Consider the following 13,384-nt stretch of genomic DNA (forward strand, 5'->3'; position numbering starts at 1 on the left):
CCTCTACACAAAACCAATTAAACTCAATTATGCAGGAAAAGTCACAATTAGAATCTGAAAATGAAACATTAGAACATACACTATCTAGTAAACAGGATATGCTGTCAGTAGTCATATCTGAAAAGCAGGCATTAGAACAACAATTAACCTCTACACAAAACCAATTAAACTCAATTATGCAGGAAAAGTCACAATTAGAATCTGAAAATGAAACATTAGAACATACACTATCTAGTAAACAGGATATGCTGTCAGTAGTCATATCTGAAAAGCAACAATTGGAGCAACAGTTATCTACTGTCCAAAGTCAACACATCGTATGCAACGAGCAATTAGACACTTGCATGAGTCAGTAAGCAATCTAGAAACTATGATGCCTGATGTTCCAATTTCTGTTATGGAAGGACAGGTAGAAACACTACAAAGTCAACTCTCTGGATGCATGCATCAAGTGAGCGATCTAGAGTCTATGATGCCTGATGTTCCAATTTCTGTTATTGAGGGACAGTTAGAAACCTTGCAAAGTCAACTAGACCAATGCATGAGTTCAGAGTAGTACTAATTACGATATAAAATTGGTTGCTTCTTTTTATAAACTAGGAGGAAGCTATCAGAAAGATAATTAAAAAAATCACAAACTTTTCTAAAAACTTCTGTATTTGGACTTTTATTGTTTGTTACAGCAGCACCGACAGCAATTGAATATGGATTGACTCGTAATGCCAAAGAACTAGGCCAATCCAATCGTACCGTTTCAGGGCCTATTAGAGGCGGGCAAGCAGCGGTAACAGACCATGGAGAGAATATCTTATCAAAAACAAACAAACTAGGGCAAACAAGCCGAAACTCATCTGATGCCGTTGCCCCTCTAATCATGACGACGACACCAAGTGTCACAGAGTTACAAGCCGCTCAAGGGAAGGCCGAATTGGTTCAGGGAGTCTCAAAAACAGCAAGTGATAACGACAAGGACCTGGGAAGGAAGATCGGAAAATAGACACTAACCTTATCTCCACCCCAGCTCTCACCCATCTTTACCAGCACCTGACGTATTGCCCGATGCGTCTAACAGTAGCACCTTGCTCATAAAGCTGGGTCTTACGTTCAAGAAAGTTTGCTAGAGTCTTCGGGGCTATTGATAGCCCCTTAGATTCTTTACTCCCACCTCCCCCATTTTAATTTCTAAACAACTTTCATTACATTGCCACGTTAAATCCATGCTGATGTGAATGCTGGAACCAGTCTGGTTGAGTGCCTGCGTGAGATAGAGGAACGGGAAGCTAAGCATGAGGAGTGTTGACTGCTTATGGCAATGGTGATTGCGTAAAGTTATTAGTTTGAAGGCGTGATAGGAACTTGCGATTTATCAAGGGTTTTTGCTCCATATGCCAGAAAAATCTATTTAAAATCAAAATTTTATGCTTGTGGGAATAGTCTTACAAAGATAGGATTCCCGATAACCACAATATTTTCCTCATCATTTAGGAGCCTACAATGAAAAAGATAAAACAATTTACATTTGTATTGTTCATCTTTTCTGCACTCGCATTTTCATATCCTGTGTCACAAGGATTCGCCCAAGGTGGTGGTCAATGCGACTCAAACCCTGCTTGTAATCCAGCTTCTGGCACTTGTTGTGGTCAGTGCGACCCTGGTCCTGCCTGTAATCCTAATGATCCTAATGGAATTCCTTGCTGCGGACAACATAATGACGGTGCGCACATAAGTGGTAATCAAAGCGGAGGTCAATGCGACTCAAACCCTGCTTGTAATCCAGCTTCTGGCACTTGTTGTGGTCAGTGTGACTCAAATCCTGCCTGTAATCCTAATGACCCTAATGGAATTCCTTGTTGTAGCTTGGAGGGAAATAATAATCAACACCAAGACCCAATGAATCATGATATGGACGACGATGATCAAGACCATGATGAAATAAATCATGACCGCAAGAATGACCGACGCCACAAAAAGAATAAGAGAGGTCGAGTTAGCCGAAGACGAGAAGGGGGGGTGCTGAGAGAAAAATTAAATGCGTGTCTTGAGAGGGAAAGAAATTCAAATCAGCCGCCACAGAGAAGTACACAGCACACCCCAGCGCCAAACTGTTCCGGCTCAGTACAACAAGCCACTAGCGCTAACCAAGCATTAGATGAGATATGCATATCATTGAATGATAGAATAAACAGATTGCGAGCACAAGTTGCTGCTTTATCCCTCTCTTCGGACCAAAACACGAGAAACCTCCAACAGGCTGCGCAGTTAGCTCAAAATTATACAATTCAATCATTCCAAGAGGAAGTATTCGATCAGCATTGTCCCAACTCTGGAGAACAGTAAGGAGCGATATATTTGCAAAGTGTAATAGACAATTTAATCAAGCTCTATACATAATATCCGACTGAATGCGAGTTATACGTTCAAGAAAGTTTACTAGAGTCTTCGGGGCTATTGATAGCCCCTTAGATTCTTTACTCCCGCCCAACTAATTTCCCCTTCATTTGTTACCCATAGTGTTACCCATAATAAAAAAGGACCTAACGGAAAACCGCTAAGTCCTTGTTTTAAATGGTCGGGGCGAGAGGATTCGAACCTCCGACCCCCTGCTCCCAAAGCAGGTGCGCTAGCCAGGCTGCGCCACGCCCCGATATAAAGTTTCTTGCTTGGCTAAAATAATAGAAACTTCTAGTGCATTTTAGCCATATTTTGTCTTTGTTCCGCGGTCAATAATTTTAGTAATTGAATTTTTGCTTCAATCATTGCCATGATTTTATCAGTTTTTGAGGCTACAATTTTTGCTCCTGCTGCACGAATTTTTGCCTCGTTAACTTCTCCTGAATGAACTTGTAGATCAAGCTCAAGATGCGCCTTTTCATGATCTGCTTTTGCCTGAATTATTTTCTTTTTAAATTCAACATCCTGTTTCTTCATTGTCGCTATCTGCGAATCTGTTAGACCTAACTTGTATTTATAGCGCATGACATGTTTGAAAGGACTAGAGCCATGTTTTCCATGACCGCCATGTCCACCGTGGGTCGATGTTTTATGGCCATGGGATTTCCCATAACTCTTCTTATATCCATGATGGCTTTTCCCATGCGAATAGGACTTACTTCCACTTCCTTCTGACTTTCTGTGGTTATAACCATGACCACTCTTGGACCCATGATGGTTTTTCCCATGCAAATAGGACTTACTTCTGCTTCCTTCAGATTTATAATGTCTTTTGCTTCCAGAAATATGTTGAGGTAAGGTTTTGCTTTTACTCCCTTCTGTTTTTGACTCTCCATAGGAGTAACTAGAAGTGCTACCAGTACCTATGGAGTTCATTGCGGTTGTAGCCAAGGCACTTTGACTTAAGAACAGAAATATAGTCGAAGCTAAAATTATGAAGAGCCTTATTTTCAGATTACGCATTTCAATCTCCTTCTTTTACTTAGTTGCTCAAGTCAAAGCATTTGCAAGCCAGAAGTTTCTATAATGGCTCAATACGTTATCCACCTTATTCTAACAGGAGAAACCCCTGTTTAATTAAGCCTTGGGGCTCAATAATGGCACGCCCGGCAGGATTCGAACCTGCGACCTACGGATTCGAAGTCCGGAACTCTATCCAGCTGAGCTACGGGCGCAATTTTTAAAAAATCAGTTTGAGCAACGGGATTTTTGATAATTCTAAAATTAAGTTTCACACAAAAAAAGCAAAAAAAGGTTAAAACCCGAAGTCATTAAAGAAATAATATAAGCCACAGGCTAGCTTTTGGAATTATGGTAGATGATCCCTTAATAAATATTTCTTATTAAGATATATTCTACTTGTAATTTGATTGGAAAGGAACAAGAAAATTTTAGATTATTACTTTTAATAAGATGATCGATATAAAAGTGCAAGTTTATTCAAAATTGGCTTGTTCAAAGCAATTTTTTGTTTAAATTTAATTTGAATAATATCAATCCTATTTGCTCTAATTGACATCAAAATACTTGATACTTTTATAATTGAAGAAATAAGTTAAGTATGCCGAAACTGGGAGAATTTTGAGAGTAATGTCAACAGAGTCAAAGAAACCATATTTCAGCCTTGATAACAGTTTTGCAAGAAGTCTTAAAGGCTTTTTTAAGTTTTGTGAGGCTGAGCATGCTGTTTCTCCGAAACTTCTGCAATTCAATCATTCCCTTGCTGATGAACTTGGACTTGATTCCTTGGCACTTGACACTGAAGCAGGTTTAGAAATTTTTTGCGGCAATGTTATACCTGAAGGTTCAAAGCCTATTGCTCAAGCATACGCAGGGCATCAGTTTGGGGGGTTTTCACCGCAATTAGGTGATGGGCGAGCACTTTTACTAGGTGAGGTGATAGACAAACGGCAAAAAAGAAGGGATATCCAGTTGAAAGGTTCGGGCCCTACCCCGTTTTCTCGTGGTGGAGATGGTAAGGCAGCAGTGGGTCCGGTGTTGCGTGAATATCTTGTGGGGGAAGGCATGCATGCTCTTGGAATACCTACTACACGTGCCTTGGCTGCCGTTGCTACAGGAAATAATGTTTATCGGGAAACCCTTCTCGCCGGTGCTGTTCTCACCCGTGTTGCGGCTAGCCATATACGTGTAGGCACTTTCGAATATGGTGCAGCGCGGGGAGATGAAAATAAAGTCCGCGAACTTGCTGATTATTCAATCAAGAGACACTATCCCGAGACAGCCAATGCGGATAATCCTTATCTGGCATTCTTCGCGGCTGTTGCCGACGCACAGGCTTCTCTTGTAGCTCAATGGATGTGTGTAGGTTTTATCCACGGAGTGATGAACACCGATAACATGACCATCTCTGGAGAAACTATAGATTATGGCCCCTGTGCATTTATGGACAGATATTCGCCAACTACTAAGTTCAGTTCGATAGACCATCATGGACGTTATGCCTATGCGAACCAACCCCAGATCCTGATCTGGAACCTTACCAGATTGGCGGAAACACTTATCCCGCTTGTCAACTCCGACAATAAGCAAGCAATAGAAATGTTAACTGAAGTGATCGAAAGTATTCATCCACTTTACGAATCCTATTGGCTTACCGGAATGCGATCCAAAATTGGTTTGTCGAGCGAAAACTCTGGTGACATGCAACTGATCAACGATCTGCTGAATGTTATGGCAGAAGGTCAAGCAGACTTCACACTTGTTTTTCGTCGTCTTTCAGGTGTTTTGCGTGGGGATCGCGAAGTTGTGCGACAACAGTTCAAGGAGCTTGGTGCCTATGATGCCTGGGAGTATCGTTGGCTAAAACGCCTGGAACAGGAAGACTCTGCGGCTAGCCCGGAAACGATGGACCGGGTCAACCCGATTTATATCCCGCGTAACCATAAAGTAGAAGAAGCTCTTTTGGCCGCCGCGGCTCATCAAGATATGGTTCCTTTTTCAAAACTGCTGTCAGTTTTGAACCATCCTTATGATGAAATCGAAGGGAAAGAAGCCTATGCCGAGCCGGCACCAGAAACTGACATTCCTTACCGAACTTTTTGTGGTACCTGACACGCTTCGTGTAGAGCAGTTTTCTCCTCTAACAATATATCTAAATTCTTTTATAAGCTGGAATAAGGGGAAAAAACTCTTGTTGAGGGAAATATTCAATACCTTGAGGTATGGGTAAATATCTCTCTAAATTATGACTTATGAAATTTATGGTCTTGGGATAAGTTGTGGTGGCTGAAATAAGGGTTTAACCTTCGGATAAATAATTTAATCTTTTATTAAGAGTTTCTGGTCGATGAAGGGCATCTTCTATGTCCTGAAGGGTCACCTTTTCACACCCATCTGTCATTATTAATGACTCCTTAACACTCTTTTTCAACATATCCGAAAAATTAAAACGGCAGAAATCATCAGCGTTGGTTAGATAACGCATGGTGGGTTTATAGGAAAAAACAAGCGCCAGCATATTGGAGGGGTTAATAGGAAAGTTGCATGAGTTTTCCTTAAAGATTTCATTCTTTGCCGTTTGTATTGAGATATTGGTGGTTCCCGCAGCACAGGCGAAGACAAAAAGGCACATAGAAATTATTGGTAAGCAGTAAATTTTTCTATACATCATTTTTTTCCAGGAATATAAAGCCTGTTTAAGTTTTTATTTCCTAATTTAAGTTTACCTCTTTTTGGGTTTTAAGACCAGAACAGGTTGAACCTATCTATCCTAGCCGAATAGGAAAAATGGGGTGAGCGACGGGATTTGAACCCGCGACCGCTGGAGCCACAATCCAGAGCTCTACCAACTGAGCTACGCCCACCATATTTTGTATTCTTGAGATCTACAGAGCAGAGGCAGATTGTAATCCATCCTCAATTTTTTGTAAAGGATCGAATTATTTGATGACGCGCAGGTGACTGCGGTCGCGTTTGCCCTCTGTTTTAGGTAGTTCGGAAGGTTTGCCGCCCGACTTCACAGACATCAGTTTTGCCACAGGTTTTTCCGGCTGGGCCACCATGGTCTGGTCGGCCAGATTCATATCTTTGGGAATGCTTTCTTCCCAGACCTGCCCGTTCTTCATTTTAGGATCATAGATGGCCCACACGGTTTCAAAAGGAATCGCGCATTGATGCGGTCTGCCGTTGAAGGCCAGCGAAGCGTAAATACCTTCTTCTGTAATTTCAATCGGCTTCTTGAAACTCAGGTTAAAGATCAGGTTCAGGGACGAGTTGTCTTTATGGCTCGCCGGGACATCCACTTCAGGAAGTCGGGCATCAAGACACACCATCGCATCGCCTTCTTCAAGAAGGTATAACAGAAAATCATACTTCTTCTTGTTCAATGTATCCATGAACTTAAAATACCACAAAAATTCAATAGGTTAAAGAAATAGAAAGGGAACGGTGCATATTTGGGGGAAACCTGACTATTCCAGAAAGGTTGGGAGCATGCATCATAAGGGCGTTAACTTATAGAAAATAGGGGTTTCAGGCCCTACTTGCCAGTCAAGGGAGGGAATGCTACCATGCGCCTCGTTTCCATAGAATTACGGGTTTTTAATTATTTGTTAAACAGGGGGGTGTATGGCCGTTAAGGGATTCAGATGGTTTTTTGCCACGTGGACATTCGTCAGTGTTTTGACCGGCATTTGCAATGCCGAAGGGTTTAAAACCGTTGAAGTGTGGAAGAACCTTTTCACCGTTGTGGATGGTGAGGGGGTGGACTCGAACACAACCTTTCTCGTTACCCGTGACGGGGTGATTGTGGTGGATACCCGGGTGACCCCGGGTGAAGCGGAAAAGGTATTGGCAGAAATTCGCAAGCAGACAGACCTTCCCATCCTTTACACCATCAACACGCATTATCACGGCGACCACACTTTTGGTAACCAGGTTTTTAAAAAGTTTGGTGCCATCATCGCCCATGAGAGTGTTCGTAAAAACCTGTTTGGTGATTCCGGCAAAGACCATTTGGAGGCTTTCAGGTCCCGGAGCATTCCCGGATTGGATGAGATAGACATCACTCCGCCGAATATGGTTTTTAAAGACGAGATGAATTTGTATGTGGGTGGATACAGTTTAAGGTTGCTCCACGTGCGGGGGCACACCGATGGAGATGTTTTCATCTATATAGACCAGTTGAAAACCCTGATCACTGGCGACCTGGTCACGACCGGAAGAATTCCTCACATGGGGGATGCGTATCTGGCAGAGTGGCTTTCAGCGATGAATCTGCTGGGAGACATTGACGCGGAAATTTACATCCCCGGTCATGGTCAGCCCGGTGGCAAGCCGGTGCTTATAGCGATGAAGCATTACCTGCTCAAACTTAAAGGAATGGTGCTAAAAAATTTGAAAGAGGGCAAGTCCCTTAAAGAAACCCAGGATGCGATCCGTCCGGTTTTAATGGAACAGTATAGAGGCTGGAAAAAACTCGAATGGATTGACGCGAATATACGCCGCGCCTATCTGGAATACAGTCTCAAACGTGAGGGTAACGAGTTATAGTTTTTATTGAACGGCTGGAAGTTGGTCAGCTGGATTTTGTGATCGCTTTTTTCCCTTCCAGAATATTTTTAAGGTGCTTGCTGAACCCCAGCATGAAAAGGGTTGCCCCGATCATTTCTGAACCTTCCTCGATGCCGATAAGTATGCGACCGTAATCCACTCCCAACGGATCAACAATATTTTTAGCCAGGCCTTCGAGCAGGAGGACCGAGATCCAGAACATCAAGGCCACAAACATCGTGACGATGATTGCCGGTGAGTAGAGGAATTTTTTTAAAAAGAACCGGCTGAGAAAAACCACCACAACCAAAGCGACAGGACCATAAAACCACAACCACTCGTGGATGAAATGGAAAGTCGTTGAATCGGGAATAATATTCTGGCTCCAGAAAATCAGGTTTTCGTGGATAGCGATACAATCATCCAGCCCAATAAAAAAATAAACACTGGCGACCAGATACCAGGGCAGTTTATCTTTCCAGTCGGCATTTGAACCGCAGTCGGCCCATGCGGTCATCATTACAACAAGCCCCAGAATATAGAGTTGAATGACAGAAAACTGGGTGCCGTATCCCTGCTCGGCGTTCAGGTTCCAGAGAAACTCAAGGGGATAAGCGAACCACATTATTTGCAGTCCGATTTCGATGGTAAACAATAAAACAAAAAAATAAGTTCTATCGGGTTGGCTGGTGAGCAGTTTTTCCAGTTTTGCCAGTTGACGGTCACGAAACGGGGTATTTAATACTCCGCGCAGGAAAAACAAAATTAATAGCAGGGCGAGAGGGTTGTTCAGCTTTTTCCCGGGCAAGGGAAAAGGAAGTTCAAAGTGGCCGTTAATGAAAAGCAACAAAAGGATAACGAGGTCCACCCTTATTATCCATTGAATCCAATAATCCAGTTTGAATTTTGTCGATTCAGTGAGAGGCAAGAAAATAGTCCGGGCTAAGGGCGTCAGGGTTTTCCTATTAGTTGATAGGGTTCAAAAGACGCGTTCATCTCTAAAATAATTTTTTGATCAGGATAATGTTTCAACCAGTCTGAACTGTGCTCTTTTTTCATAATTATCAAAGCATCAGGGCCGGGTGCTTCGTTGTTAACATCCGTTACTGGCAAGTCCAGATAGTATAGTAGATCTTCTCTTGCTTTAATACGGCTGAAAAGAGGCCGACCGTTCGAGAGCTTTTTGATTTCTTCCGAAAAAGGCCTAAACGAACTATATTCATTAACAACTCTTGCCGCAGGTCCGTGAACCGTGAGATACAGAAGAAGAGCCCACCCTGCTAACAGTCCTGTAAGGTTTATTCCCGATTTTTTATAAAGAGCCTCTCTAAGATATTTCGAAAAAATTAACATACCCAGCGCACCTGCCGCAAGGAAAAGAGCAGCAGGCCGATGTTTGTGATAAAGCTGCTGGGCCATCCAGCGATCCCGTGAATTTATAAAAGCCGAATAGGAATCTAAATTCAATTCGGGAAGAAGGGTTCCAAAAACCAGCAACAGTGCAAGTATCAACATTATTCCCATTATGATCCAGGTGGGGATGAGCATGCTGAATTTGATTCCAGAATTCGCGGCACCAAATTGCGAAAAGAAAATGGCGAGAATAATTGCGCCCATGGGGTAAAGTGGCAGGAGATAGTCTCCCCTTTTGCCTGGAAACATAGAAAGAAATATAAATAGTGTTGCCAATGCTATGGCGCAAAATTTCCAGGGGACATTATGGCGCAGGTCTTTTATTCCATACCAGATCGCGAAAGGGAGGAACAAGCTCCATGGAGCCATGCCGCCAAATATTTGCGGCAAGTAATAAAAAAAAGGTTTGCGGTGAACTTGTATACTGGTATTTCCCGTAATCCTTCCAAGGGTTTCCTGTTGAATCATGGTGGCAAACTCTTTTCCTCCGTCGATCAGCCCAAATACCAGCCAGAGACCTGCCATTGATAACGGTAATAGGAAAAGATGCAGCCATGGAACATCAAATTTAACAGCCCGGCTGAAAAAAAATATCGCGAACAAGGGAAACAGCAGCCCTAATGGACCTTTCGTTAATACAGCCAGGCCAATTGCTATGCCAGCCAGCCATTTGAGAGACGTCCTTTGTTTCTCAATACGTGCCAGTTCCCACATTGCAACAAAAGCCAGGGTGATGAAAAAAGTAAAGAGCATATCGATTCGGGCGTGGCTCCCCAGATAAGCAAACCTCCAACAAGAGGCTATGATTAACCCCGCAATGCATCCGATAACCGGGGTGAACTGGCGCATGCCTAAATATGCGGTGAGGAAAACTGTGCCCGCGCCTGCTATAACTGAAGGGATACGCAGGGAGACTTCATCCACACCACCAAGAATTTTTGAGGATAGAAGACCCGACCAGTAGAACAATGGAGGTTTGGTGCGTAACTGTTCCGGGTTAATTTGGGGCAGCCAGGGATTTCCACCGCGCATCATGTTAACAACGGGAACTCCTTCGCGCGCTTCCCTTTTGGAAAGGTCTGAATGAAAAATCGACCAGGAAAATAGAAACGTTGCCAATAGCACAGGTCCCATCAGCAGGAACAGTTTCAATGTTCCACGATTTAGATTTTGCATGGGTTCGGGAAGTGAGGTGTCACTGTGTTTGTGGAGCAACGAATTCTTGGTTCAACGAACCAGCCATCAGTCGTCCAGCAGGCCTTTTTCTTTCCAGTAGTCTCGAAGCGAGGTGGATGCATCTAGGCATGTATCCAGATAAGTATGGTTCGCTGGAATCATTGGCATAACGTGACCATGGCTTTTGTCATTGTAAGGATACTTAACATCAAGAACGTAAGGCCCTTTATGTTTGAGCATTCGCTTGAGAGCTGGAACAACTTCTTTAGGGTCGGAAATACTTTCCGACTTAATGCCAAATGCGTTCGCAACTTCGGCAAAGTTAGCATCGCCAATGAAGGTATGTCCGCGAATAGATTTATAAAAACGGTCTTCCCATTGAGCCACCATTCCCAGGTGTGCATTGTTGAGAACAATGTTTTTTACCGGGATATTTTCTATCTTCAGGGTTTGCAGTTCCTGAATGTTCATCAGGAAACTCCCGTCCCCCTCAATATTGATAACCTGTTTTTTGGGAAAAGCAACCTGGGCGCCCATAGCTGAGGGTAGACCATAACCCATTGCGCCTAAACCAGATGAGCATAACCAGTTATTGGGCTTTTCAAAATCCAAAAACTGGGCTGCCCACATCTGGTGCTGGCCAACACCAACAGAAAAAATCGCGTCTTTATCTGCAAGTTTATTGATATCACTGATTACAGATTCTGGCACAACTTCCCCTTTTTTAAGTTCAAACTCAAGGGGGAATTCCTTTTTCCATTCTTGTATTTGTTTGATCCAGGGTTTGATATCTTTCTTAGGTTTGACATACTCTTGAAGAATTTTTAATGTCTGCTTAACGTCACCTTGAATCGGGATGTCCACAAAAATATTTTTATTGATTTCTGATGGATCAATATCAACGTGGATAAACTGTGCATTTTTGCAGAACTCTGAAAGTTTTCCAGTAACACGATCATCAAAACGTACACCCATTGCTATAACAAGATCTGCATGGTTTATTGCAATGTTGGCGTACACCGCTCCATGCATTCCCAGCATACGTAAAGAAAGCGGATCATTAGAAGGGAAGGCCCCTAAACCCATTACTGTTGTAGTAACTGGAATTCCTGTTTTTTTAGCAAATGCTCTTAGTTCTATTGAAGCTCTACTACTTATGATACCACCTCCTGCATAGATCAGCGGACGCTTTGCAGTTTGAATTGCGTGTGCCGCTTTTTTACATTGCAGGACTGAAGGTTTTAAGTTTGGCCTGTAGCTTGGACAGTCAAAAGAAACGTCAAAATCAGCAATGCCTTCCTGCTGTTGAATATCTTTGGGAAGATCTACCAGAACAGGTCCGGGTCTGCCCGTCCGTGCAATATGGAATGCCTCATTGATGACCCGGGGAATTTCTGAAACATTCTGGATCATATAGCTGTGCTTGACCAGGGGGAACGTCGCTCCCATGATATCTGTTTCCTGAAACGCGTCACTGCCTAAAACTTTACTGGGTACCTGGCCGGTGATGGCGACAAGGGGAATGGAGTCCATCTTGGCATCAATGATTCCGGTAATCAAATTGGTGGCTCCGGGACCCGATGTTGCCAGGCAAACGCCAACTTCTCCGGTGGCCCTGGCATAACCCCCAGCCGCAAAGGAACCACCCTGTTCGTGACGGGGCAGGACCATACGGATTTTATTCGTCAGGGTCAATCCCTGATGGATTTCCATTGAAGCGCCACCGGGATAGCCAAAAATAACTTTAACCCCTTCATTCTCAAGGGCTTTAACCAGAATATCCCGGCCTTTCATGGGGTGTCCTGATGATTTTTGGGCTCTCTTGATGGAAACCAGTTTTTTTGTAGAATTCTTTTTAGTAGCCATGGTGAAGAAAAACAATATCTGAATTGGACTTTGAAGTCAAATTCAATCGGCTCTCAAGTTCTTTTTAGTCAGGGTTTTATGGAAATATCAGGCGCAGTCAGGGAGTATTGGTTTCCAGAGCTTTCAAGGCTTTCAGAATGATCCCTTCACGCAGGCTGTATTCGCTGACCAGCAGAGGGTCACATTGAAATGCCCGCATGGTTTCAAGGACGATCACAGTTCCTGCTATGATCAGGTCCTCGCGGCCTTTTTCGAGCGGTTTTAATTCCAGCCTTTCATCCAGAGATTTATTTTTTAATTCTTGAGCCAATCTTTCAATATCTTGTCGAGGTATCAAGGTGCCGTGTATTTTATCCGGATCATAAGGGTAGATATTTTCATTCAAGGCGGCTAAAGTTGTGACTGTCCCGGCTGTGCCGATCAAGACTTCTGGAATTAAGGTCGACAGCTTTTCTTTGATCGATTTTAATTCTGTTCTCAGGTGCAAGACCAGGTTTTCATATTCCGTATGGTCTACCGGATGTTTATGAATAAATTTTTCTGTCAGTCTCACAACTCCTAAAGGGCTACTGCAAAAGCCAACGATCTTCTTTCCTTCAGAGAGAATGAACTCAGTGCTACCCCCTCCTATATCAAAAGTGAGCGTCCTTCGGTTTTTATGAGGTATTTTCCAGAAAACTCCTTCCAGTGTGAGTCGGGCTTCTTCCTCCCAGGGAATGATTTCAATGTTGATACCCGTTTGTTCTCTTGCGAGGCGGACAAAATCTTTGCCATTTGAGGCTTCTCGTACTGCACTTGTAGCGACAGCATAGAGTGGGGGATTGCCGTGCCTCTTGCAATCCTGTTGGAAAGTCGACAGTGCCGAAAGGGTAGCAGACATTCTGGGCTCCATCAGTTTCCCCTGGGTGTCCATTCCTTCACCAAGACGGGTGATCACCCTATGTGAAGCGATAATCTGAAAATTTTG

11 protein-coding genes and 3 tRNA genes are annotated in these 13,384 nt (G+C 43.4%); 4 read left to right on the plus strand and 10 right to left on the minus strand.

All coding sequences use genetic code 11. The annotated features are described in order from the left end of the window. Window positions 1–670: 670 nt before the first annotated feature. On the plus strand, window positions 671–997 hold the full coding sequence (locus F3741_12280; GenBank protein ID MZG31557.1) for a hypothetical protein: 327 nt from the start codon (window positions 671–673) through the stop codon (window positions 995–997). Window positions 998–1,494: 497 nt separating this feature from the next. Beyond that, window positions 1,495–2,337 (plus strand): hypothetical protein, encoded by an 843-nt coding sequence (locus F3741_12285; GenBank protein MZG31558.1) that lies wholly within the window; start codon window positions 1,495–1,497, stop codon window positions 2,335–2,337. A 229-nt stretch (window positions 2,338–2,566) separates the two neighbouring features. Here F3741_12285 and F3741_12290 read toward each other — a convergent pair. The 3 genes from F3741_12290 to F3741_12300 form a co-directional block, all read right to left on the minus strand. Then, a tRNA-Pro gene (locus F3741_12290) sits at window positions 2,567–2,644 on the minus strand. 38 nt (window positions 2,645–2,682) lie between these two features. Next, on the minus strand, window positions 2,683–3,414 hold the full coding sequence (locus tag F3741_12295; GenBank protein MZG31559.1) for a hypothetical protein: 732 nt from the start codon (window positions 3,412–3,414) through the stop codon (window positions 2,683–2,685). Window positions 3,415–3,549: 135 nt separating this feature from the next. Next, a tRNA-Arg gene (locus tag F3741_12300) sits at window positions 3,550–3,626 on the minus strand. A gap of 415 nt (window positions 3,627–4,041) precedes the next feature. Between F3741_12300 and F3741_12305 the strand changes: the two genes are divergently transcribed. Further along, window positions 4,042–5,523 (plus strand): YdiU family protein, encoded by a 1,482-nt coding sequence (locus F3741_12305; protein ID MZG31560.1) that lies wholly within the window; start codon window positions 4,042–4,044, stop codon window positions 5,521–5,523. Between the two features lie 187 nt (window positions 5,524–5,710). On the opposite strand, the gene F3741_12310 is transcribed toward F3741_12305, so the two are convergent. From F3741_12310 to F3741_12320, 3 genes are all read right to left on the minus strand, one after another. Then, window positions 5,711–6,082 carry a hypothetical protein gene (locus tag F3741_12310; GenBank protein ID MZG31561.1) on the minus strand — a complete coding sequence of 124 codons (372 nt, stop codon included), beginning with the start codon at window positions 6,080–6,082 and terminating at the stop codon, window positions 5,711–5,713. 117 nt (window positions 6,083–6,199) lie between these two features. Then, window positions 6,200–6,275, minus strand: a tRNA-His gene (locus F3741_12315). A 75-nt stretch (window positions 6,276–6,350) separates the two neighbouring features. Beyond that, a complete protein-coding gene (locus tag F3741_12320; protein MZG31562.1) occupies window positions 6,351–6,806 on the minus strand; it encodes a hypothetical protein in 456 nt (151 codons plus the stop codon). A gap of 232 nt (window positions 6,807–7,038) precedes the next feature. Between F3741_12320 and F3741_12325 the strand changes: the two genes are divergently transcribed. Further along, the gene (locus F3741_12325) at window positions 7,039–7,962 is read left to right on the plus strand and encodes an MBL fold metallo-hydrolase (GenBank protein MZG31563.1); all 924 of its coding nucleotides are present in this window, start codon (window positions 7,039–7,041) and stop codon (window positions 7,960–7,962) included. A 25-nt stretch (window positions 7,963–7,987) separates the two neighbouring features. On the opposite strand, the gene F3741_12330 is transcribed toward F3741_12325, so the two are convergent. From F3741_12330 to F3741_12345, 4 genes are all read right to left on the minus strand, one after another. Continuing rightward, window positions 7,988–8,830: a hypothetical protein gene (locus F3741_12330; protein MZG31564.1), complete on the minus strand. Its 843-nt coding sequence runs from the start codon at window positions 8,828–8,830 to the stop codon at window positions 7,988–7,990. Between the two features lie 83 nt (window positions 8,831–8,913). Further along, window positions 8,914–10,551 (minus strand): phospholipid carrier-dependent glycosyltransferase, encoded by a 1,638-nt coding sequence (locus tag F3741_12335; GenBank protein MZG31565.1) that lies wholly within the window; start codon window positions 10,549–10,551, stop codon window positions 8,914–8,916. A 66-nt stretch (window positions 10,552–10,617) separates the two neighbouring features. Next, complete coding sequence (gene ilvB, locus F3741_12340; GenBank protein ID MZG31566.1) at window positions 10,618–12,417, minus strand: biosynthetic-type acetolactate synthase large subunit; 1,800 nt, start codon at window positions 12,415–12,417, stop codon at window positions 10,618–10,620. Between the two features lie 97 nt (window positions 12,418–12,514). Next, window positions 12,515–13,384 (minus strand): Ppx/GppA family phosphatase (locus F3741_12345; GenBank protein MZG31567.1); only part of this gene is annotated, 870 nt, incomplete at its 5' end.

The sequence above is a fragment of the Nitrospinota bacterium genome, from assembly GCA_009873635.1.
Taxonomy (GTDB): Bacteria; Nitrospinota; Nitrospinia; order Nitrospinales; family VA-1; genus LS-NOB.

Coding starts and splice junctions, on each gene's coding strand:
- F3741_12325 (MZG31563.1), top strand. CDS start 7,039: ATGGCCGTTAAGGGATTCAGATGGTTTTTTGCCACGTGGACATTCGTC.
- F3741_12305 (MZG31560.1), top strand. CDS start 4,042: ATGTCAACAGAGTCAAAGAAACCATATTTCAGCCTTGATAACAGTTTT.
- ilvB (MZG31566.1), bottom strand. CDS start 12,417: ATGGCTACTAAAAAGAATTCTACAAAAAAACTGGTTTCCATCAAGAGA.
- F3741_12285 (MZG31558.1), top strand. CDS start 1,495: ATGAAAAAGATAAAACAATTTACATTTGTATTGTTCATCTTTTCTGCA.
- F3741_12295 (MZG31559.1), bottom strand. CDS start 3,414: ATGCGTAATCTGAAAATAAGGCTCTTCATAATTTTAGCTTCGACTATA.
- F3741_12335 (MZG31565.1), bottom strand. CDS start 10,551: ATGCAAAATCTAAATCGTGGAACATTGAAACTGTTCCTGCTGATGGGA.
- F3741_12310 (MZG31561.1), bottom strand. CDS start 6,082: ATGATGTATAGAAAAATTTACTGCTTACCAATAATTTCTATGTGCCTT.
- F3741_12320 (MZG31562.1), bottom strand. CDS start 6,806: ATGGATACATTGAACAAGAAGAAGTATGATTTTCTGTTATACCTTCTT.